Source organism: Micromonospora sp. HUAS YX12 (assembly GCF_040215685.1).
GTDB lineage: Bacteria > Actinomycetota > Actinomycetes > Mycobacteriales > Micromonosporaceae > Micromonospora > Micromonospora tulbaghiae.
The window spans coordinates 4,312,628-4,334,869 of record NZ_CP157974.1 but is presented as its reverse complement, the minus strand read 5'-3'; the positions used below and the strand labels follow the sequence as shown (position 1 = coordinate 4,334,869).

Annotated in this window: 14 protein-coding genes; 5 read left to right on the top strand and 9 right to left on the bottom strand. The window is 74.3% G+C overall.

Going from position 1 to position 22,242, the window contains the following annotated elements:
- Positions 1-32: 32 nt before the first annotated feature.
- From ABIH81_RS20750 to fabD, 7 genes are read right to left on the bottom strand one after another with little or no spacing between them, the layout of a single operon-like run.
- Positions 33-1,217, bottom strand: a complete 1,185-nt coding sequence (locus ABIH81_RS20750; RefSeq protein ID WP_349876557.1) for an NAD(P)/FAD-dependent oxidoreductase — start codon at positions 1,215-1,217, stop codon at positions 33-35.
- A 6-nt stretch (positions 1,218-1,223) separates the two neighbouring features.
- Entirely contained in the window at positions 1,224-2,462 is a 1,239-nt protein-coding gene (locus ABIH81_RS20745) for a beta-ketoacyl synthase N-terminal-like domain-containing protein (RefSeq protein WP_349876556.1), read from the bottom strand.
- Positions 2,459-2,689, bottom strand: coding sequence for a phosphopantetheine-binding protein (locus tag ABIH81_RS20740; protein WP_349876555.1), 231 nt, complete (start codon positions 2,687-2,689; stop codon positions 2,459-2,461). The genes ABIH81_RS20745 and ABIH81_RS20740 overlap by 4 nt, the downstream gene beginning before the upstream one ends.
- The gene (locus ABIH81_RS20735) at positions 2,686-3,651 is read right to left on the bottom strand and encodes a chlorinating enzyme (protein ID WP_349876554.1); all 966 of its coding nucleotides are present in this window, start codon (positions 3,649-3,651) and stop codon (positions 2,686-2,688) included. Before ABIH81_RS20735 ends, ABIH81_RS20740 begins: the two co-directional genes overlap by 4 nt.
- Position 3,652: 1 nt before the next feature.
- Complete coding sequence (locus tag ABIH81_RS20730) at positions 3,653-5,515, bottom strand: non-ribosomal peptide synthetase (RefSeq protein WP_349876553.1); 1,863 nt, start codon at positions 5,513-5,515, stop codon at positions 3,653-3,655.
- A 3-nt stretch (positions 5,516-5,518) separates the two neighbouring features.
- The gene (locus tag ABIH81_RS20725) at positions 5,519-6,460 is read right to left on the bottom strand and encodes a DUF6039 family protein (RefSeq protein ID WP_349876552.1); all 942 of its coding nucleotides are present in this window, start codon (positions 6,458-6,460) and stop codon (positions 5,519-5,521) included.
- 45 nt (positions 6,461-6,505) lie between these two features.
- Positions 6,506-8,755, bottom strand: coding sequence for an ACP S-malonyltransferase (fabD, locus tag ABIH81_RS20720; protein WP_349876551.1), 2,250 nt, complete (start codon positions 8,753-8,755; stop codon positions 6,506-6,508).
- Between the two features lie 113 nt (positions 8,756-8,868).
- On the opposite strand from fabD, the gene ABIH81_RS20715 reads away from it, so the two are divergent.
- Complete coding sequence (locus tag ABIH81_RS20715; RefSeq protein ID WP_349876550.1) at positions 8,869-15,372, top strand: amino acid adenylation domain-containing protein; 6,504 nt, start codon at positions 8,869-8,871, stop codon at positions 15,370-15,372.
- Positions 15,369-16,106 carry an alpha/beta fold hydrolase gene (locus ABIH81_RS20710; RefSeq protein ID WP_349876549.1) on the top strand — a complete coding sequence of 246 codons (738 nt, stop codon included), beginning with the start codon at positions 15,369-15,371 and terminating at the stop codon, positions 16,104-16,106. Before ABIH81_RS20715 ends, ABIH81_RS20710 begins: the two co-directional genes overlap by 4 nt.
- A gap of 61 nt (positions 16,107-16,167) precedes the next feature.
- Here the strand turns inward: ABIH81_RS20710 and bioA are convergent, their stop codons facing one another.
- Positions 16,168-17,529: an adenosylmethionine--8-amino-7-oxononanoate transaminase gene (bioA, locus tag ABIH81_RS20705; RefSeq protein WP_349876548.1), complete on the bottom strand. Its 1,362-nt coding sequence runs from the start codon at positions 17,527-17,529 to the stop codon at positions 16,168-16,170.
- Positions 17,530-17,724: 195 nt separating this feature from the next.
- Between bioA and ABIH81_RS20700 the strand changes: the two genes are divergently transcribed.
- From ABIH81_RS20700 to ABIH81_RS20690, 3 genes are all read left to right on the top strand, one after another.
- Positions 17,725-18,963 (top strand): cytochrome P450, encoded by a 1,239-nt coding sequence (locus ABIH81_RS20700; RefSeq protein WP_349876547.1) that lies wholly within the window; start codon positions 17,725-17,727, stop codon positions 18,961-18,963.
- 84 nt (positions 18,964-19,047) lie between these two features.
- On the top strand, positions 19,048-20,034 hold the full coding sequence (locus ABIH81_RS20695) for an ATP-binding cassette domain-containing protein (protein ID WP_349876546.1): 987 nt from the start codon (positions 19,048-19,050) through the stop codon (positions 20,032-20,034).
- Positions 20,031-20,831: an ABC transporter permease gene (locus ABIH81_RS20690; protein WP_349876545.1), complete on the top strand. Its 801-nt coding sequence runs from the start codon at positions 20,031-20,033 to the stop codon at positions 20,829-20,831. The genes ABIH81_RS20695 and ABIH81_RS20690 overlap by 4 nt, the downstream gene beginning before the upstream one ends.
- Before the next feature lie 69 nt (positions 20,832-20,900).
- On the opposite strand, the gene ABIH81_RS20685 is transcribed toward ABIH81_RS20690, so the two are convergent.
- Positions 20,901-22,157: a hypothetical protein gene (locus ABIH81_RS20685; protein ID WP_349876544.1), complete on the bottom strand. Its 1,257-nt coding sequence runs from the start codon at positions 22,155-22,157 to the stop codon at positions 20,901-20,903.
- Positions 22,158-22,242: the final 85 nt, after the last annotated feature.

The following is a 22,242-nucleotide window of genomic DNA, read 5'->3' as shown; positions in this document are numbered from 1 at the left end:
CGGCACGGGTGTCTGCTCAATAGGGCGCGGTGTCAGGTGGCCGTCGGGGCGGACATCAGCGCCATCAGTTCCGGGGTGTACAGCTCCCGCAGCGACACGATCCCGGCCACCGCGTCGAAGTAGCGGGTGGTCAGCTCGGGGCTGCTGCCGACGGCGCGCAGCAGCGCGCGGCGCTTGTCCCGGGCCTCGGCCTGGGCCACCAGCAGGGTCGCCTGGTAGTTCTCCATCAGCCGCTGCTCGCGTTCCCGGTCGTACTCGGCCAGCGCGGCGTCGAGCCGTGTCCGGTCCTCCAGGTGCTCGCCCACCGACTCGGCGAGCAGGTCGGCCTGCATGAACGCGTCGGAGATGCCGCGCGCGGTCAGCGAGTCCTTGTGGTGCCCGGCGTCGCCGGCGAGCGCCCAGCCGGGGCCGTGCGCGCGGCGGAAGAAGTTCTGCTGGTCGCCGGTGCCGTGCACGGCGCCGAGCCGGCGGCCGCGCTCCATCTGCTCGTACAGCCGTGGCGCGTTGGTCCGGACGTTGTCGAGGTAGGCCGCGCGCGCGTCGTGCCGGACCTCGTCGAAGCGCTGCTGCGGGTAGTAGGCGGCGATGAGCACGGCACCGTCGTTCGTCGGCACCGCGGACACCCAGCCGGTGTCGCCCTCGTACATCTCGAAGTGCGTCTCCGGCCCGTCCCAGAACGCGTAGTACGCGCAGGTCAGCGGCGGGTGGGCGGTCGTCGTCGGCGCGTTCACGAGCCCGGCGACGGTGGAGCGCATCCCGTCGGCGCCGACGACCAGCGCGGCCCGCTCGTCGCCGCGGTCGGTGCGCACCCCGACGACCCGGTCGTCCTCCCACAGCAGGCCGGTGACCCGGCAGTCGTCGCGGAACTCGGCGCCGGCGTCGACCGCGGCGCCGGCCAGCAGCGGGTCCAGGATCGAGCGGCGGGGCGCGTACGCCGCGCGGATGCCGTCGATGCCGCTGCAGCAGCCCTCGACGCGCACGTCACCCAGCTCGTAGACGACGTGGTCCAGCGGCGGGCAGCCGGTGGCCCGCAGCGCGTCCAGCAGGCCCCAGCGGGCCAGCCGCGCGACGCCCGGCTGCTGGATGTACAGGGTGGAGAGCTTGTCGGCCGGGAAGGCGCTGCGGTCGAGCAGCAGCACCCGGTGGCCCTGGCGGGCCAGGAGCATGGCGGTCGGCGCGCCCGCGCAGCGGGCCCCGACGACGACGACGTCGTACATGATCGTTCAACCTCCATCGGCGGTACGGGCGAGGACCACGGCCGTGTTGATGCCCCCGAAGCCGAAGCCGGTGGACAGCGCGTACCGCAGCCGGGCGGGCTCGGGCCCGGGGCCGGCGAACCGGATCCGGGCATCGATCGGTCGGGCCAGGTTCGGGTTGGGGTGCACGAAGCCGCCGGTGAGCTGCGCGACTGTGGCGACGGCCTCGACCACCCCGGCCGAGCCGAGGCAGTGACCGGTCAGCGCCTTGGTGGCGTTCACCCACGGCCGGCCGGCGGCGGCGCCCAGCACGTCGTGCAGCGACGCGAGTTCCGTCTCGTCGCCCAGCCGGGAACCGGTGGCGTGGGCGTTGACGTAGTCCACCTCGTGCGGGGCCAGCCCCGCGGCGGCCAGCGCGGCCCGGATCACGCGGGCCTGCCCGGCCGCGTCGGGGTCGGCGAGCCGGTTGGCGTCCAGGCCGAGCGCGTACCCGGCCACCGTCGCCAGGACCTCCGCACCGCGCCGGGCCGCCGCGGCCGGGTGTTCCAGCACCAGTGCCGCGGCGGCCTCGCCGGGCACGAAGCCGCGCCGGTCGTGGTCGAACGGCCGGCAGGCGGCGGCCGGGTCGCCGCCCGGCTCGGCGAGCGCGCCGAGCACGGCGAAGCCCCGGTGGTGCATCGGTGTCAGCTCGGTGACCGCGCCGACCAGGACGCAGCAGTCCACCGCGCCGGCGGCGACCAGCCGGGCGGCGTGCACGATGCCGACGTTGCCGCTGGCCGAGGCGCCGCCGACGGTGAACCCCTCGCCGGTCGCGGACAGCACCTCGCTGAGCGTCCCGATGTGGTCGGTGTCCTGGACGTGCAGTGCGAACCGCGCCGGCAGGTACGCCGGCCGTTCCTGCCAGGTCCGGTACAGCTCGTGCGTGTACCGCGCGGTCAGGTTGTGCCCGGCCACCACGATCCCGACCCGGTCGCCGGGGATCCGGGCGCCGGGCAGGCCGGCCCCGGTCCACGCCTGGAGCGCCGCCGCGACGGCGGCCCGCACCGGCCGCGGCGCGCGGGCCGCGGCGCGGACCGCCCGGCGGCGCAGCGGCTCGGGCACGCCGGCCACCGCGTCGTCGAACGACCACCCGGTGATCGGCGCGGCCGGGCCGTCAGCGGTGCCGACGACACCGCTGCGGCCCGCCCGCAGCGCCGTGGTGAACGACGGGACGTCCGCGCCGATCGCGCATACGATCCCGGTGCCGGTCACCGCGACCGTGCTCACATGTGCGTCCGCAGCAGCTCGACGATCCGGTCGAGGTCGTTGACGTCGCGGAACTCGGAGATCGGCACCACGATGCCGAGCCGCTCCATGGCCAGCGTCACGACCTCGGCCCGGTCGATGCTCGTGCAGCCGAGGTCGCTCAGCGTGCGCCCGGCGGTGACGCTCGTCGGGTCGACGTCCGGGACGACCTCGACGAGGCTCGCCTTCACGACCTCGAAGACGGTCATGCCGGTGACACCCGCGCCCCGGAGCGGTCCCGCCGGGTGAACCGGTGGCCCCGCGTGGTCTCGGTCGCCATCCGGTTGTGCGGGTTGCCGTTGTGTCCCGCGACGAGCACCGAGCCCCAGCGGTCCAGCGACACGGCGCCGCCGTACTCCTCGATGACGTCGGTGTCCGGGTACACGTCGACCGACACCGGCACGTACCGGCCGGCGAAGCCGAGCCGCATCTCCTCGGTCCGCCCGGCGTGCGGCAGCGACGCGTGCATCAGCGTGGACCAGAACATGATCGCCTCGCCGGGCCGCATCACCATCGACACCGCCTTGGACTCGTCGGGCTTCCAGTCCGGGTCGATCTGCAGCTCGCGGTAGTCGTAGCCGAAGAAGCCGCGGCGTACCCCGTCCTTGTCGGTGCTGTTGATGGAGGACGGGTCGTAGTGCATGCGCTTGGTCTCGTCGTAGAACATCGTCCGGTGGGTGCCCGGGATGAACTGCAGGCACCCGGTCTCCTCGTTGGCCTCGGTGAAGGCCGTCCAGACGGTGATCGTGCCGCCGAAGTCCTTCGCGTCGCCGGGCCAGAGGATCTGCGGCTTGCCGGAGGCGTTGGCGAACGTGTCGGCCTGGTGCCAGTCGGTGCCCTCGTCGCCGGGGTACTTGGGGAAGAACTCCGACCGCCAGCACTGCACGTCCGGGCCGAGCACGCTGACGACGCGGTCGACGATCCGCGGGTGGCAGATGTGGTCGGCCAGGAACTCGTTGTCCAGGTGCCGGTCGTAGTTGGAGATGTTGGTGTTGCCGGAGAGCGCGGCCTCGTCCTGGTAGACCGCGTGCGAGCGGTCCAGCAGGCGCAGCCGTTCCCGCCGCCACCGCCGCTGCATCTCCTCGACCTCGTACACCGGGAACGGGCCGAAGTACCCGTTGCGGTGGAAGTCGGCCAGCTCCTCGTCGGTGAGCGTGTAGTCGTCCTCCATGTCATCCTCCTACCTGTTGCAGGGAATGGTGGCGTCGGGACGCGTCCACCACCTCGGCGAGGCACCCGACCGTGGGCTCCTCCATCTCGGCGCCGGTCAGCGCGATGCCGAACCGGTCGTTCACCATGGCCACGATCCGGGTGAGGGCCAGCGACGTGGCGCCCAGGTCGAACAGGTCGCCGTCCACCGGCACGTCGCGGCGCAGCACCTCGTCGGCGATCGCCTTCACCCCGGACACGGCGTCGTCGCCGGCCGGTCCGGCCGCTTCGGCCAGGCGGTCCAGGACCGCCACGTCGGCCTTGCCCTGCACCGTGAGCGGGATGTCGGCGACCACGTGGAAGCGGGACGGCCGCAGGTAGCCGGGCAGGTCCGCCACGGTCGCGGCGAGGTCCGCCTCGGTGAGCGTGGCCGGGTCCGCGCCGGGCGGGGGCGTGACGTAGGCGACCAGGCGTACGTCGCCCTCGCCGAAGTCCTGTGCGGTCACCAGCGCGGTGCCGACGCCGGGGTGGGCCAGGACCGCCGCCTCCACCTCGCCCGGCTCGATCCGGTAACCGCGTACCTTCAGCTGCCTGTCGACCCGGCCGAGGTAGACCAGGTCGCCGTCGGTCCGCACGGCCCGGTCCCCGGAGCGGTACCAGCGCTCACCGCCGGACTCGGCGAAACGCTCGGCGGTCAGCTCCGGCTGGTGCAGGTAGCCCCGCGCCAGCCCGGCGCCCGCCACGTACAGCTCCCCCGGTGTGCCGTCCGGCACCACCGCGCCGGTCTCGTCACGCAGCTCGATCCGTACGCCGGGCAGAGGCCGGCCGATCGGGCTCACCGACGGCCGGTCGAGGTCCGCCGCGACGATGCGGCGGGCGGTGGCGTGCACCGTCACCTCGGTGATGCCGTACATGTTGACCAGCTCCGGCCGGTCGTCGCCGCGCCGGGCGATCCACGGCGCCAGCACCCCGACGTCGAGCCGTTCGCCGCCGAACACCACCAGGCGCAGCTCGTCCGGGCCCTCGTCGGCCAGGTAGGCGGCGGCGAGCTGGCGGAACGCCGACGGGGTCTGGTTGAGCACGGTGACCTGTTCGCGCCGCACCAGGTCCAGCATCAGCGCCGGGGTCCGGGCCACGCGCCCCGGTACGACGACGAGCCGGCCGCCGGACAGCAGCGCGCCCCACAGCTCCCAGACGGAGAAGTCGAAGCCGATCGAGTGGAACAGCGTCCACGTGTCGTCGCTGCCGAAGCCGAACCGTTCGGCGCCGTGCTCCAGCAGCGCCACGACGCTGCGGTGGGTCACCTCCACGCCCTTCGGCGCCCCGGTGGAACCCGATGTGTGGATGACGTACGCGGGGTCGTCCGGCCCGGCCTCACCGGCGGGCTCCCGCGCGGCGTCCGTGCCGCCGGCCCGGTCCGCCGTGCCGGCGCCGGCCGTGACCTCGACACCCGTGCCGTCGCCGTCGGTGTCGTCGTCGCCGGTGTCGTCGTCGTCCTCGCTGTCGTCGGCCCACAGCACCGGGCCCGACCACTCCGCGAGCGAGTCGGCGGTCCGGGTCACCGCCACCGTCACCGGTACCCGGCTGCCGGCCAGCACCGCCGCGACCCGCGCGGCCGGATGCTCGGCGTCCACCGGCACGTAGGCGCCGCCCGCCTTGACCACCGCCAGGACGGACACGACCAGGTCGACCGAGCGGTCGACACACACTCCGACGTGGACGCCGGGGCGCACCCCGTACCCGCGCAACCGCTCGGCCAGCTCACCGGACAGCCGGTCCAGCTCGCTGTAGGACAGCCGGTGGTCGCCGCAGGTCACCGCGATCCGGTGCGGCTGTTCCGCCGCCCGCCGGGAGAAGATCGTGTGCAGGCAGTCAGTAACGGGCATCGGTCACCGCTCCGTCTTGGTGGCGTACATGCCCCAGTGCTGGGGCGTGAGCGACAGGTCGGACAGGCTGGACTGGACGAACATCCGTTCCCAGCCCCCGCCGCCCTTCTCCTCCGGGATCCACTGGCGGGTGAACACCTCGCGGGTGGCCGGGTCGCTCATCGCGCGGACGCCCATCAGCGTGTAGTACGAGCTGAGCGACTTCAGGTGGATGAAATGGTGGATGCGGTCGGACCGGCCGAACGCCTCCTCGTACAGGTAGATGGTGGCGTGGCCGGCCAGCGCCCGGTTCCAGCTCTCGCACAGCGCCCGGGCGAACGCGCGCCCCTCGGCCCGGAACTCGTAGCGCAGCTCGCCGGTGCGGTGCATGAGGATGCCGCAGGTGGCGGAGTTGAGCTGGTCCTCGACCGGCACGTCGGTCTGGAGCTGCGCGGTGGGTACGGTGAACGTGGCGGCGCCGTCGGTGGTGCGCACCGAGTCCGGCGTCTCGTCCGACGTGCCGTACATGCCGAAGGCCGACGGGATGAGCACCGTCTCGTGCAGTTCGCCGTCGAGGAACATCCGGTCCCACGTGCCGCCGCCGCGCGCGGGGTCGATGCGCTGGCGCATGATGATGTCCCGCCAGCCGGCGTCGCGGCTGCCCATCTCGATCAGCGTCTCGTACGCGTGCAGCGACTTCAGGTGCATCAGCCAGTGGAGGCGGTCCTTCGTGCCGAAGGTCTCCTCGTAGACGAACACCGTGATGATGCCGGCGTAGTTGGTGTTGAGGTACTCCGACAGTTCCCGGGCGAACTGCCGGGCCTCGGAGCGGAACTCGGCACGCAACTGACCGACCCGTTCGACGATCACGCCGGCGTTGCCCGAGTGCAGGATCGCGGCCCGGTCGATCGAGGTCTGGGCCTGGGCGGTCGGCAACACGAACGGCGGACTCGATGTGGTGGTCATCGGAGACTCCTTCGCTTCGGCTGGTTCGGTGGGCGCCCGGACACGCTAGTCAGCATCGGAGCAGCCGCTCTGCTCACTACTGGCCACCGGCGGACAGTGCCGGCGCAGGACGTCGGCCGCCCCGCGCATCAGCAGTTCGGCGACGACGTCGACGTGCCGCAGCCGCCAGTCGGCCAGTTCGGTGCCGCGCACGTACCTGTTGAAGGCGCCCATCGCCGGTCCGGTGTGGACCTGGTAGTTCGCCCGCTCGGTGGTGTCGCCGCGCAGCGCCACCTCCGTGGCGTGGGCGAAGTACCACTTGAACGCCAGGGCCATCCGCCGGCGCGGGTCCGCCCGCTCCACCTCCGCGGCCCGGCCGGTGGCCCGGTAGTGCCGCTCGGTCTCCCGCCACACCTGGGCGAACGGCCGGCGGAAGGTGGTCCGTTCCACGGCGTCGCGGATCGCGGCGGGCACCTCGTCCCAGGTGTCGTAGCGGTGGTAGAGCTGGAGCAGCTGGGTGGCCCGCGCCGCGAACATCGTGCCGCGGCGCAGCACCTGCACGCGGGAACCGAACTCGAACGTGTCACCGGCCGGCGCGTACGCCGTGTCCTGGATCCCGGCGCGCGCCAGCAGATCCTTGACCTCGGGTGACGTCCCGGCCTCGGGGGTGGCCTGGTTGATCGACCCGGTGACCACGAAGTCGGCGCCGAGCACGAACGCCGCGGCGACCGCCTCCGGGGTGCCCAGCCCGCCCGCGGCGCCGACCCGGATCCGTTCGGGGTAGCGGTGCCGGAGCATCTCCGCGTCACGCAGCAGGACGAGGTCCGGCACGAGGGTGAGCGCGGACCGCGCGTCGGTGTGCCCGGCCGAGTCGGCCTCGGCGCACAGGTCGCCGCTGACCGGCAGCCGCGCCGCCGCGGCGGCCTCACCGGCGGACAGCGCGCCCCCGGCCACGAGGGCGGCGAGCATCGCCGCCGGCGGCGGGGCCAGGAACGCGGCCGCGACCTCGGGCCGGGACACCTTCGCCACGACGTGCCGGACGGCGACCGGGGTGCCGTCGGCGCTCAGGTGCGCGCCGGCGAACCGGAACCGCACCAGCGCCGCGGTGACGCCGGTGTACCCGGCCGCCTCGACGTAGCGGACGTCGTGCCGGACGTACAGTTCCGCCAGCGCCGACTCCAGCGCCGGGTTGTCCGGCATCGCCAGCAGGTTCATGCCGAAGCGGCCCGGACCGGGATCCGCGGTGAGCGAGCGCAGGACCGCCTCGACCTCGTCGCGGTCGAAGCCGCCCGCGCCGAAGAAGCCGAGCAGGCCGGCCTTGCCCAGGCGGGCGACCATCGCCACCGAGCTGATCCCGCGGTACATCGAGCCGGCGAGGTAGGCCCGCGTGACGCCGTAGTCGGCGCGGAACCGGGGACAGCCGAGCGCCGCCGGTCCCGGGTCGCCGCCGCCGGCCACGGCCGGCGCGGCCGCGAGCACCGGGCGGAACAGGTCCGTCAGCACCCGGCCCGGACCCAGCTCGCGCACCGTGCGCACGCCGCGGCCGACCAGGTACGCCATGGTCTCGCGCCACCGCACCGGGCGGCGCAGCTGCACGGCGAGCAGGTCGGGCAGCAGCAGCGGGTCGTGCGGCCGGGCGGTGACGTTGGAGATCACCGGCACCCGCGGCGGCGCGAAGCGGACCTGCGACAGCACCTCGGCGAACTCGGCCGCGGCGGCGCGCATGTACCGCGAGTGGAACGCGGCGGCCACCGGAAGCGGGACGCAGCGGCCCAGACCGGCGGCGGTGACCGCCCGCGCCGCCGCCGACAGCGACTCACGCGGGCCGGAGAGCGTCACCTGGCCGTCGGCGTTGTCGTTGGCCACGTCCACGTCGTCGACACCGGCGTCGGCGAGCACCCCGGGCAGCCGGTCCAGCCGTTCGCCGAGAACGGCGAGCATGCCGCCGCCGGCGGCCCGCGACATGATCTCGCCGCGGCGGCACACCAGGCGCAGCGCCTCCTCGAAGTCCAGGCAGCCGGCCGCGAACAGGGCCGCGTACTCGCCGAGGCTGTGCCCGGCGAGGTAGTCCGGCGGCGGCTCCTCGTCGCGTGCCGCCAGGTAGGCGAGTGCGCCGACGACGAACAGCGCCGGCTGCGCGTACCGGGTGTCGCCGAGCAGGGCGTCGTCCCGGCACAGCCGGGCCACCGGTACGCCGATGATCCGGTCGGCGGCGGCGCACTCGGCCGGGAAGCGGTCGAACAGGTCACCGCCCATGCCCCGGCGCTGCGCGCCCTGCCCCGGGAACACCCAGGCGGACTTCGGTCTGGTGGACACGACTTGGACTGTCCGGCCCGCCGGACGCACTGGCTGCCCAGAGTTGAGCAGCACGCCCGGTCCGGGGCCGCTTAGGTTGCGGCGACAGGGCCGGCCTTCGGAGCGGGGAGCGCATGAACGAGCAGACCGCCATCCCGGACCGCGTGGAGATCGTCCTGGACGTCCTGTCGGGCGTGCTGCCGGCCGGCGTCACGGCGGACGCCGACACGGACCTGGGCGACCTGGGACTCGGTTCCCTCGCCGCCGCGCGGCTGCTGCTGGAGGTCGGCGCCGCGTTCGGCACCGAGCTGCCGACCGACGCGCTGCGCCGCTGCGCCACCGCCCGCGAGCTGGCCGAGCTGGCCGCCCGGGCCGCGCCCGCCGGCGCGGGGCTGCGTCCCGAGGTACGCGCCGAGCCCGGGCGGCGGCACGAGCCGTTCCCGCTCACCCCGCTCCAGGAGGGCTACCTGCTGGCCAAGGCGACCGGCGGGCCCGGCTGCCACCTCTACCGCGAGTACGACGTCGCCGACCTGGACGTGGACCGTCTGCGCGCGGCGTGGGGGCGGCTGGTCGGGCACCACGAGGCGCTGCGGCTCGTGCTGACCCCCGACGGGCGCCAGCGGGTGGCCGAGCGGCCGCCGGACTGGACCATGCCGGTCGGCGCCGACGCCGAGGACGTACGCCGGCGCCTCTCCCACCACTCGTACGGCCGGGCCGACGAGCCGCTGTGGACGGTCGAGGTGACCCGTGCCCCGGACGGCGGCGGCGTGCTGCACCTCAGCGTCGACGCGGTGATCGTCGACGGCGCCGGGCTGGAACTGCTCGTCGAGCAGCTCTGGGCGCTCTACGACGACCCCGGGCGCGAGCTGCCGGCTCCCGGCGCCACGCTGCGGGACCTCGGCGTGGCGCTCGCCGCCCACCGCGACGGCGACGGGTACCGCGCCGGTCTGGAGTACTGGGCCGGCGCGCTGCGCGACCTGCCGCCCGGACCCGCCCTGCCCACCTCCGGCGCCGAGCCCGGCCCGGTCCGGGTGCCGTACACGGCGACGCTGACGCGGCGCGAGTGGGCCGCGGTGACCGCGTACGCGGGCGAGCTCGGCGTATCCCCGACCGCTGTGGTGCTCACCGCCTTCACCGAGGCGCTGCGGCGGGCCGGCGCCGACGCGGCGTTCTCGCTCGTGCTCACCACCAACAGTCGGCTCTGGCTGCCCGCCGACGCGGCCGGTGTGCCCGGGCCGTTCACCTCGACCACCGTGTTCGTCGCCGAGGCCACGACCGGGCGGCCGTTCGCCGAGGCCGCCCGGGCGGTCCACGACCGGCTGCGCCGCGACCTCGAACACGCCGACGTGCCCGGCGTGGCCGCGCTCCGCGAGCTGCGGTCGCGCCGGCTGCCGGTCCCGGCGCAGCTCCCGGTGGTGTTCACCAGCCTGCTCGACGTGGGCGGGACCGGCGCCGACGGCCGGTACGCGGTCAGCCAGACCACCGGCGTCACGCTCGACGCGCAGATCGGCGAGCGCGACGGCGAGCTGCGGGTGCGGTGGGACGTGGCGGAGGACGCCTTCGGCCCGGGTGTGATCGCCGCGACCTTCGCCTGGTTCGTCAACACGCTGCGCTGGCTGCGGCCCGTCCCCGACGACGCCGGCCAGCCCCTCAACGACCTCCAGCAGGCGTACTTCGTGGCCCGGACCACGGGCGGCACCGGGCCGTGGAGCGGCTGCCAGGTGGTGCACGCCTTCGCCGTCGACCGGCTCGACCTGTCCCGGCTGGAGTCGGCCTGGCTGGGCCTGCTCGCCGCGCACGAGCCGCTGCGCACCGTCGTCACCCCGGACGGACGGCTGGTCACCCGCGACGACGTGCCGGACCGGTGGCACATCCCGGTGACCGGGCCGGACGAACCGGGCGGCGCGCCGTCGTCCGACGCGGTGCAGCGGGACATGGTGGGCCGGGCCTTCCCGCTCGGCCGGCTCCCCCAGGGTGAGCTGCGCGTCCAGGTGGACGAGGCCGGCGCCGCGACCGTGCACGTGGCGCTGGACCTGCTGGTGGCCGACGGCCGCAGCATCCACCTGCTGCTGCGCGAGCTGATGCGCCGCTACGCCGGCCCGGGCACGCCGGTGGCCGGGCCGCCCCGCGCGCCGCAGGCGCCGCCGGACCCGCACGCCCGCCGGTACTGGCAGGACCGCCTGGCCGATCTTCCGCCCGGCCCGCCGATCGAGGCGCACGCCGGGCCGCGACGGCGGCGTACCGCCCGGGTGCCGGGCTGGACGCGGATCCGGCGGCTGGCCCGGGAACGCGGCCTCGCCCTGGACGCGCTGCTCATGGCCGCGCTCACCACCGCGCTCGGCACCTGCCACCACGACCGCTTCGCGGTGCCGCTGGTGCGCTGGACGCCGCGGTCCGAGCCGTTCCGGCCCGCCGAGCTGACCGCGCTGAGCTGGCTGGCCGCCGGCGAACCGGGCGAGGGCCTGCTCGACCTCGCCGAGCGCTACGACCGGCAGATCACCGCCGACGCGGCGGCGGACGGCGCCTCGGGCCTGGCCGAGCTGCGGCGGCTGGTGCTGCGGCGGATGCGCGACGGCGGCGCCGGCTATCCGGTCGTGTGCACCGGGCTGCTCGAACTCGGCGACGTGCCGCTGCCGGACGGTGTGACGGCCGGCCCGTGGCTGACGTGCACGCCCGACGTGGCGCTGGACTGCATCGCGATCGACGAGGGCGACGACACGCTGCGGCTGTTCTGGGACGCCACCGAGGGCGCGATCGACGACGACCTGGACCGGATCTTCGGCGCGTACCGGTCGGCGCTTGCCGAACTGGCGGACCTCGGCGACGTCCTCTACGGGTGGAACGACACCGCCGTCGAGTTCCCGCACGCCGGGCCGGTGCACCTGCTGTTCGAGGCCCAGGCCCGCGCCCGGCCCGAGGCGGTCGCCGTACGCGGGCGCGGCGGGACCATGTCCTTCGGTGAGCTGAACGCGGTGGCGAACCGGATCGCGGTCCGGCTGCGCGCCGCGGGCGTCGGCGCCGGATCGGTGGTCGGGATCAGCGTCGCCCGGGGGCCGCTCATGGTCGCCGCCGTGTACGGCGTGCTCAAGGCCGGCGGCGCCTACCTGCCGGTGGAGCCGTCGCTGCCGCCGGCGCGGGCCGCGCTGATGCTCGCCGACGCGGGCGCGGTCGCGCTCGTCACGACCGGTGACCTGGACCCGCCCGCGCCGGGCCGGCCGGACGGGATCGCCGTGGTCCACGCCGACCGGGTCGGTTCGGCAGCCGTACCGGACCCGGAGCCGTGCACCGGCGAGGACGACCTCGCGTACGTCATCTTCACCTCCGGCAGCACCGGGCGGCCCAAGGGCGTCGCGGTCACCCACCGGGCCGTGCACAACCTCCTGCACTGGGCGCGCCGGACGTTCCGCTTCGGACCGGAGGACACCGGGCTGTGCGTGACGTCGCTCGGCTTCGACCTGTCCGTGTTCGACATCCTCGGGCTGCTCGGCTACGGCGCCTCGATCTACGTCGCCGACTCCGAGCAGCAGAAGGACCCGGCGCTGCTGCTGGACGTCCTGCTGCGGGAGCCGGTCACGTTCTGGAACTCCGCGCCGACCACCCTGGCGCACGTGGTACCGCTGACCGCCGCGCACCGCGGCGGGCCCGGCACCACCGACCTGCGGCTGGTGTTCCTCAGCGGGGACCACACGCCGCTGTCCCTGCCCGGCGAGCTGCGGGCCTGCTTCACCGCCGCCGAGATCGTCAACCTCGGCGGGGCGACCGAGGCCACCGTGTGGTCGAACTGGTACCGGGTCGGGACGGTCGACCCCGGGTGGCGCAGCATCCCGTACGGCCGGCCGATCGACAACGCCCGCTACTACGTCCTGGACGACGACCGGCGCCCGTGCCGGCCCGGCGTCGAGGGCGACCTCTACATCGCCGGGGAGGTGCTCAGCGTCGGCTACCACAACCGGCCGGACCTCACCGAGGACCGGTTCGTGCCGTGCCCGTTCGGGCCGCCCGGCGACCGGATGTACCGCACCGGCGACCGGGCGGCGTTCCTGCCGGACGGCAACCTGACCTTCCTGGGCCGGGCCGACCACCAGGTGAAGATCCGCGGGTTCCGGGTCGAACTCGGCGAGATCGAGCACCGGCTGCGCGGCCATCCAGGCGTCAAGGACGCGGTGGTGGTCGCCCGCGAGGAGGGCGGCGAACGCAAGCTGGTGGCGTACCTGCTGTCCTCCGGCGGCGCCGCCCCGGCCGTACGCGATCTGCGGGCCTTCGCCGCCGAGACGCTGCCCGACTACATGGTGCCGAGCCACCTGGCCGTGCTGGAGCAGTTCCCCGCCACCGACAACGGCAAGCTGGACCGCGCCCGGCTGCCGTGGCCGCTGCCGCCGGTCACGCCGCCGGACCCGCCGGGACCGGCGGACACGCCGCACGCGCCGGGCGTCCGTCAGGTGCTCACGGAACTGTTCGCCGACCTGCTCGGCGAGACCGTCGACCCGGCGGCCGACCTGTGGGACCAGGGCGCCACGTCGTTCACCATGGTCCAGGTCTCGGCCCGGCTGCACGAGCGTCTCGGCACCCGGGTGCCGGTGGCGGCGCTGCTGGAGAACCCGACGATCGACGGCATCGCCGCGCACCTGTCGCCCGGCCCGCCCGCAGCCGTACCCGCGGACCCGCCCCCGGCCACCGCGCCGCCGCAGACGGTCGACGTGCTCTCCCCCACCGAACGGTCCGCCTTCGCCGCGGCCCGGCTGGACCTGCGCGACGACGGCGAGGCGGTGCCCCTGTCCGGGGAGCGCCCCGGGCGGCGGCGGTACCGGCGGCGGGCCTCGCGCCGCGACTTCCTCGACCGGCCCGTGCCGCTGTCCACTGTGGCGGACCTGCTGGGCCTGCTGCGCCCGCTGCCGGACGGCGACCGGACGCGGCGGCTGTACCCGTCGGCCGGCGACACCTACGGCGTGCAGGTCTACGTCCACGTGCCCGGCGACCGGGTCACCGGGCTGCCGGCCGGCGTCTACTACCACCACCCCGACGAACACACGCTGCGCCGCATCGGCGACGGAGCCGCCCTGGACCGCACCGCGCACTTCGTCTACAACCGGCCGGTGTACGACCGGGCGGCGTTCCAGCTCCTCCTCGTCGGGCAGACGCGGGCGATCCGCCCGCTCTACGGCGACGACGCCGAGCGGTACCTCGCCCTGGAGGCCGGCTACCTCGGCCAGGTGCTGATGGACGCCCAGGCCGGCCACGGCCTCGGGCTGTGCCCGGTCGGCGCGGTCGCCGAGGCGCCGGTCCGCGCCGCGTTGCGGCTGGACGACGACCACGTGTTCCAGCAGGCGTTCCTGTGCGGGCCGGTGACGCGCGACGACGAGGCCGAGACGCCCGCCGCCCCCACCGCCGGTCCGCCACCCGCCGGGCCGCACGAGATCGCCGTCGTCGGGGTGGCCGGCCGCTACCCCGGCGCGGACGACGTCGGGACGCTCTGGCGCAACCTCGACGCCGGCCACTGCGCGATCGCGCCGCCCCCGCCCGGGCGGGGCGCCGGACCGGCCGGCGGCTACCTGTCCGGCCTGGAGACGTTCGACAGCATGGTCTTCGGGATCGCACCGGCCGAGGCCGCCGTCCTCGACCCGCAGGTACGCGTCCTGCTCGAAGTGGTGTGGGCGTGCCTGGAGGACGCCGGCCACACCCCGGCGTCCCTCGGCCGGGTCGGTGTCTTCGTCGGTGTGATGTGGCACGACCACCGCCTGGCCGGCACCGACCGGTGGCGCGACGGCGACCCGGCCCGGATCTCCGGCACCGGCTCCGAGATCGCCAACCGGATCTCCCACACCTTCGACTTCCGCGGCCCGAGCGTCGCCGTGGACACCTCCTGCTCCTCGGCGCTGACCGCCCTGCGCCAGGCGGCCGAGAGCCTCGACCGGGGCGACTGCGACGCCGCGGTGGTCGGCGCGGTGAACCTGCTGGCGCACCCGTACCACGTGGCGGTGCTGCGCGGGCTGGGCCTGGTCGCCGAGACGCCGCACCGGGCGCTGGACGCCGCCGCCGGCGGCTGGTCGCCCGGCGAGGGCGCCGGCGCGCTGCTGCTGCGCCGGCTCGGCGACGCGCGCCGCGACCGCGACCGCGTCGACGCCGTGGTGGAGAGCACCTGGGTGGGGCACAGCGGCGCGACGAGCCGGTTCGGCACGCCCGACGCGGCCACCCTGGCCGGCTCGCTCGCCGAGGCGGTGAGCCGGGCCGGGCTCACCCCCGCCGACATCGGGTACGTCGAGTGCGCGGCCTCCGGGGCCGCCCTGTCCGACGCCGCCGAGATCGAGGCCGTGGGCCGGTTCCTGGCCGCCGCCGCGCCCGGTCCCGAGGGGGTACGCGTGCCGATCGGCACCCTCAAGCCGAACCTGGGCCACGCGGAGGCCGCGTCCGGGCTCGCGCAGCTGACGAAGGTGCTCCTCCAACTGCGGCACCGCCGGCTCGTACCGACCCTGGTGGCGGAGACGCCCCAGCCGCTCGTCGACCTCGGCGCGCTGCCGGTGCGGTTCGTCCGCCGGTCCGAGCCGTGGACCGGCGCCCCGCTGCGCGCGCTCGTCACCGCGGTCGGCGCGACCGGCACCGTGGGGCACGTGGTGCTGCGGTCCGACGAGGAGGAACGATGAGCAACCGGTGGATCAAGGGCCCGGCCGACCCGGACGCCCCGATGCTGCTGTACTGCGTCCCGCACGCCGGGGGCGGCGGCTCGTTCTTCCGGCCGTGGCGCGCCGCGCTGGAGCCGTACCTGGGCGTCTGCCCGGTCGTGCTGCCCGGCCGGGAGTCCCGGCTGTCGGAGCCGCCGTACACCAGCATCGAACACGTCGTGCCGCCGCTGGCCGCCGCGATCAGCGCGCACGCGGACCGGCCGTACGCGTTGTTCGGCCACAGCATGGGCGCGGTGGTCGCCTACGAGACCGCCCGGCGGCTGTCGGCCGGGCCGGGTGGCCCGGCGCGGTTGTTCGTCTCCGGCCGGCGCGCGCCGCACCTGCCCGCCCGCCGGCCGGACCGGCACACGCTCGGCGCGGACGAGTTCCTGCCAGCGGTAGCGGCGCTGGGCGGCACGCCGGACGAGGTGCTGCGACGGCACGACCTGATGGCGTTGTTCCTGCCGGGGCTGCGCGCCGACTTCGCGGTCAACGAGACGTACCGGCAGTTGCCCGGCCCGCCGCTGCGCTGTCCGGTGTCGGCGTTCACCGGCGACGCCGACCCGGAGGTCGACGTGGTGGAGATGCGCTCCTGGGCCGAGGTCACGTCGGCCGGCTTCAGCCTGCGGGTGTTCAGCGGCGGTCACTTCTATCTGGCCGGCCCGCCCGCCGAGCTGGCCGAGGCGCTCCTGGCCGATCTCGCCGTGCGGTCCTGAGCCGGCACTGAGACGACGGAACGGGACGGGCCCGCGCCCGTCCCGTTCCCGTTCTCCGCGCTCAGGCGGACAGCGAGGCCACGACCTCCTGCGTCGCCTGGAGCAGGATCCGCGACATCGTGCGCAGCTCCTCCTCGGTCATCACCAGCGGCGGCACGATGACGATGGTGTCGCTCGGCGCCGAGTGGATGATCATGCCGAGCTCCCGGCACCGCTCGGTGATGCGGGTCGCGACGCCCAGCTCCATCGGGAACGGCTCGCGCGTCTCCACGTCGGCCACCAGCTCGACGGCGGCCAGCAGGCCGCACTGGCGGACGTCGCCGACGTGCGGAACGCTGCGGAACTTGTCCAGCTCCTCGGCCAGGACCACGGCCTGCGCCTGGCCGTGCCGGATCAGGTCGTCCTTCTCGAACAGGTCCAGGCTCGCCAGCGCCACGGCGACGGCGAGCGGGTTGCCGGAGAACGTGTGCCCGGACAGCAGCATCTTGCCGTCGCCGCGGAACGCGTCGAACACGTCCGCCGACGCCATCGTCGCCGTCAGCGGCATGTACCCGCCGGTCAGGCCCTTGCCGACGCAGAGGATGTCGGGCGACACGCCGTCGGCCTGGCAGGCGAACATCGGGCCGGTACGGCCGAAGCCCACGCCCAGCTCGTCGGCGATGAGCAGGACGCCGTACCGGCGGGCGATCTCGGCGACCCGGGCCAGGTGACCGTCGCGCGCCACGATCATGCCGCTGACGTTCTGCACGCGCGGCTCCACGAGCACGGCGGCGACCTCGTCGCCTTCGCGCTCCAGCACCTCCTCCAGCGTGTCCGCGCAGGCCAGGTTGCAGTTGTTGTTGCACAGCCCGCAGCGGTACGCGTACGGCTGGGCGAACGAGCTGGTCTCGCGCAGCAGCGGCTGGTAGAAGTTCTTCAGGATCGTCATCTGGCCCACCGACAGCGCGCCGATGGTGTCGCCGTGGAAGGCCCCGCCCATGGACACGAACTTGTTGCGCTGCGGCGATCCCTTGAAGACCCAGTAGGAGTACGCCATCTTCATCGCCGTCTCCACGGCGCTGGAGCCGGACTCCAGGAACAGCACCTTGTCGATGCCCTCCGGGGCGAGCCGGACCAGCCGGTCGGCGAGTTCCGCCGCACCCGGGTGGGTCATGCCGTAGAGCGTGGTGTGCGCGATCTTCGCCGCCTGCGCGGCCAGCGCCTCGTTCAGTTCCCGACGCTGGTGGCCGTGGATGTTCACGCCCAGCGACGAGCCCGCGTCGAGATAGCGGTTGCCGTCGCTGTCCACCAGGTAGACACCCTCGCCGTGGGTGATCACCAGGGGCTTGGCGTTGAGGTAGGCGTCGGTCGGGGTGTACGGGTGCCACACGCGCTGCTGGTCCAGCGTGCGCAGGCGTTCGGTCTCCGTGGTTTCGAGGTCCATGCGTCGGCGCTCCGTCATCGAAGGGAACCAGGACAACAGCACGCAGTCCACCGGAAGAGGGCCGGTGACGTCTGCGCAGTAGTGCGCAGGGTGGCCGGTGCTCAACTCTGAGCAGAGGTGTCGCCATGGCCCCGAAATGCTCATCCGGAGCCGGCGCCGACCGGTGCGGCCGAACGCTGGAGAGGGGACGCCGACGTGACGACCTCCGAACAACCGGACCTGATGTCGCCCGCCGCACGGGAGACGGCCTACGACACCTACGCCGCGCTGCGCGACACCAACCCGGTCTCCCGGGTCCGGATGCCCACCGGCCAGGACGTCTGGCTGGTCACCGGCTACGACGAGTGCACCAGCTTCCTCACCGACTACCACCGCTTCAAGACCAGCCCGACCGTGATGCCCGAGGGCATGGAGGCGCCGGCGCTGCCCGAGGCGGTGGTACGGCTGCTCGGCGGCAGCATGGGCAGCGTCGACCCGCCCGAGCACACGCGGCAGCGCCGGCTGGTGCAGCAGGCGTTCACCCCGCAGTACGTCGAACGGCTGCGCCCCGGCGTCCAGCAGATCACCGACCAGCTGGTCGATGGGCTGCTCGAACGCGAGGGACGGACCTTCGACCTGGTCGAGGACTTCGCGGTGCCGCTGCCGCTCACCGTCATGTCCGACATGCTGGGCATCCCCCGCGCCGACCGGGACCGGTTCCGGCTCTGGTCGGAGCTGCTGCTGTCGCTGGATCCGACCTCCGCGCAGTCCGCGCCGCAGGGCATGAACCCGGCCCAGGTGATGGCGGAGATCGAGGAGTTCGTGCGCTACCTGGACGCGCTGATCCAGCGCAAGCGCGCCGAGCCCGGCGACGACCTGATCTCCGGAATGGCCCTGGCCGAGGCCGACGGCGAGCGGATGAGCGACGACGAGCTGCTGAAGATGGTGGCGCTGCTCGTGGTCGGCGGCCTCGGCACCACCCAGCACCTGATCGGCAACATGGTCCTGGCGCTGTTCCGCAACCCCGACCAGCTGCGGCTGCTGCGCGACAAGCCCGAGCTGGCGCCGGGCGCCGTCGAGGAGATGCTGCGCTACCACGGCCCGATCGAGATCAGCTTCCCGCGGTTCGCCGCCGAGGACACCGAGATCGGCGGCGTGCCGATCAGCCGCGGCGAGATGGTCATCGGGGTGCTCGCGGCGGCCGACCGCGATCCGGGCCGCTACCCGGAGCCGGACCGGCTCGACATCGAACGGACCCCGAACCGGCACCTCGCCTTCGGCCGGGGCGCCCACATGTGCCTGGGCGCGCCGCTGGCCCGCGTCGAGGGGCAGGTCGCCATCACCACGCTGCTCGCCCGGATGCCCGACCTGCGCCCGGCGGAGAGCCTCGACGAGACGCCCTGGCGGCCCGGGCTCACACTGCGCGGGCTGACCGCGCTCACGGTCGAGTTCTGACCGGGCCGGCGCGACCGGCTCCCACTGCGGTTCGGCCGGCCGGCCGGTGAGCATCCCGACCGAACCGCAGAGGGAGGAGACGACGTGGCGAACGCCATCGTCGCTGACGGGCTACGCAGACAGTTCGACAAGGTGACCGCGCTGGACGGCCTGGACCTGGTGGTGCCGGAGGGCACCATCACCGGGATCCTCGGGCCGAACGGCGCGGGCAAGAGCACCGCCGTCCGGCTGCTCACCACACTGCTCGCCCCGACCGCCGGCCGGGCCGAGGTGGCCGGGTTCGACGTGGTCACCCAGGCCGCCGAGGTACGCCGGGTGATCAGCCTGTCCGGGCAGCACGCCGCCGTCGACGAGAACCTCTCCGGGTTCGAGAACCTGGAGATGCTGGGCCGGCTGCTGCACCTGGGCTCCCGGCAGAGCCGGCAGCGGGCCGACGAGCTGCTGCAACGCTTCGACCTCGTGGACGCCGCGGGGCGCCGGGCGAAGGAGTACTCCGGCGGCATGCGGCGGCGCCTCGACCTGGCCGCCGCGCTGATCCGTACGCCACGGGTGCTGTTCCTGGACGAGCCGACCACCGGCCTGGACACCCGGAGCCGGACGGCGCTGTGGGACACCATCGGTGAGCTGGTCTCCGGCGGCATGACGCTGCTGCTCACCACGCAGTACCTCGAGGAGGCCGACCGGCTGGCCGACCAGATCGTGGTGATCGACCACGGCCGGGTGGTCGCCGGCGGCACGCCGGACGAGCTGAAGCGGCGGGTCTCCGGCACCAGCCTGGAGATCACCCTCGGGCCGGACGCCGACCTGGCCGCCGCGCAGGCGGTGCTCACCTCGCTCGGCACCGGGCCGGCCAGTGTGGACCAGGCCGCCGGCCGGATCGCCGTACCGGCCGGCGACGGCGTGGACACGCTCCTGGCCGGCGCGCGGCTGCTGCGCGAGGCCGGCATCCCGGTCCGGGACGCCGCGCTGCGCACGGCGACGCTGGACGACGTCTTCCTCGCCCTCACCGGCGGCCCCGGCCGGCGGACCGGCGACGAACCCGTCAAGGAGACCGTGGAGGAGAAGCAGTGAACGCCGTCGTACTGGCCTTCGGTGAGGGCGTCGTCGTCGCCAAGCGCAACCTGCGGATGATCCTGCGCGTACCCGAGATGCTGCTCAACGCGGCCATCGCGCCGGCGATGATGACGCTGCTGTTCGGCTTCATCGTCGGCGGCGCGATCGACGCGCAGGGGGTGCCGTACCGCGAGTACCTGCTCGGCGGCATCTTCGTGCAGGCGGTCCTCTTCGGCGCCGTCAACACCGGCACCGCGATCGCCGCCGACCTGCGCAACGGCATCGTCGACCGACTGATGTCGATGCCCATCTCCCGGTCCGCGGTGCTCGTCGGCCGCACCACTAGCGACCTGGTGAACAGCGGTGTGGTCATCACCGTCACCGCGCTGCTCGGCCTGGTCGTCGGGTGGCGCAGCCGCACGTCGGTGCCCGAGGCGGCGCTGGGGTTTCTGATCCTGCTGGCGTTCGCGTACGCGCTGTCGTGGCTGATGGCCGTGGTGGGGCTGGCGTCCCGGGCACCGGAGGCGGTCAGCAGCACCGGCTTCACCATCGCCATTCCGCTGGGCTTCCTCTCCAACGCCTACGTGCCGATCGACTCCATGCCGGGCGTCCTGCAACCGGTCGCCGAGTGGAACCCGGTCTCGGCGATCGTCCAGGCGGTCCGGGTCCAGTTCGGCAACGTCGACCCGTCCACCGCGCCGGACGTCTGGCCGCTGCAACACCCGGTCGCCGCCTCCGGGCTCTGGATCGGCGCTCTCCTGGCCCTGTCGATCCCCCTGGCGATCGCCCAGTTCCGCAGGTCCGCCGGGCGCTGAGGCGCCCCCGTGAGACGACGACTCCGCCCGCACGCCGATGGCGCGGGCGGAGTCGTCGTCCGTGGGGGCCTACTCCACCAGGACGCGGTCCGGCGCGCGGCGGCGCAGCCGGCTGGAGCGCCGCAGCGACCGCAGCCACATCAGGGTGCCGCCGCCGTCGAGCAGGAACGACAGCATCGCCAGCGCGAGCACGTCCGCCCAGGTGAACTGGCCGGTCATCTCGTCGCCGCGGAAGAAGCCGACGACCCGGACCAGGTAGAACCACAGCAGCGGGATCGTCGCGGTGAACAGGACGGCCAGGGCCACGACGCGGCCCAGGACCCAGACGACCGCGTAGATCCGGATGGTGCGCATCTCGCCGCGCCCGACCCCGGACTGGTCGATGAGCCGGCGGCGCAGCACCCGCCGGACGAGGTTGCGCAGGTAGGCGCCGGTGTCGGCCATCAGGCTCCGGGTGTCCAGCGCCGTCGTGATCAGGTAGTAGAAGTCGGTACGCAGGAACAGGAACGTCTGCCAGAGCAGCCGGATGAACGACGTGAACAGCACGCCGGCCACCACCAGCCGCACCGGCTCCGGCAGGCCGAGGACGCCGACGTCGTTCAGCCACAGCGTGATGAACAGCAGCGCCGCGCCGATCACGTCGACGAGCGGTCCGACCAGCACCGCGACGAAACGCTCCCGCTTGGACGCCATCCACATGCCGGACAGGTCGGTCTGCGCGACGATGGCGTACATCTGGTTGCCGACCGTCATGCGGGCCGACGTGCCGGCGGCGCGCGCCCCCACGACGTGGGCCAGTTCGTGCAGCCACACGCCGATCACCGCGATGCCGAGGACGACCAGCAGGTAGGCCCAGAAGTGGGAGTGGAACATGAGGCTGGACGGTCCGGGCACCAGCCCCGGCCGGTCGACGGCCATCGCGACCGCGACTCCGACGACCACCCCGCAGACGGCGAGCACCGGCCGGCTCAGCAGGCGCCGCGCGGCCTGCGGGGACAGCCACTGCAGATGGCCGGCGCGTGGTGGCCGGGCCGGGCCGGCGTCCGGCGGCGGGTCGTGCGCGCCGGCCGGGGCGAGGAACCCCTCGTCGGCCAGCGCCTGGAGGAACGCGTCGGCGTCCGGTGACGCCGCGTGCGCCGCCTCGAAGCGGCCGACGGCCTCACCGACTGTGGCGCCGTCGCGCAGCCACTCCAGCAGGTCGAGGCCCTCGGCCGGGATGGACAGGTAGACCTGACGACTGTCGTCACCGATCACGGCGAAGTCACCGTCTCTGCGGGCGGTGTACGGCCGGACCAGGACCGGTGCGTCGAGGGCGAACTCGGTCACTGTGGGACCTCTCCTCTGACGGTGCGGGACTGGGCGCAGGGGCGGGGGTCCGGCAGCCGGACCCCCGCCCCCGTGTCACCGGGTT

Coding starts and splice junctions, on each gene's coding strand:
- ABIH81_RS20750 (WP_349876557.1), bottom strand. CDS start 1,217: ATGTACGACGTCGTCGTCGTCGGGGCCCGCTGCGCGGGCGCGCCGACC.
- ABIH81_RS20740 (WP_349876555.1), bottom strand. CDS start 2,689: ATGACCGTCTTCGAGGTCGTGAAGGCGAGCCTCGTCGAGGTCGTCCCG.
- ABIH81_RS20735 (WP_349876554.1), bottom strand. CDS start 3,651: ATGGAGGACGACTACACGCTCACCGACGAGGAGCTGGCCGACTTCCAC.
- ABIH81_RS20730 (WP_349876553.1), bottom strand. CDS start 5,515: ATGCCCGTTACTGACTGCCTGCACACGATCTTCTCCCGGCGGGCGGCG.
- ABIH81_RS20725 (WP_349876552.1), bottom strand. CDS start 6,460: ATGACCACCACATCGAGTCCGCCGTTCGTGTTGCCGACCGCCCAGGCC.
- ABIH81_RS20715 (WP_349876550.1), top strand. CDS start 8,869: ATGAACGAGCAGACCGCCATCCCGGACCGCGTGGAGATCGTCCTGGAC.
- ABIH81_RS20710 (WP_349876549.1), top strand. CDS start 15,369: ATGAGCAACCGGTGGATCAAGGGCCCGGCCGACCCGGACGCCCCGATG.
- bioA (WP_349876548.1), bottom strand. CDS start 17,529: ATGGACCTCGAAACCACGGAGACCGAACGCCTGCGCACGCTGGACCAG.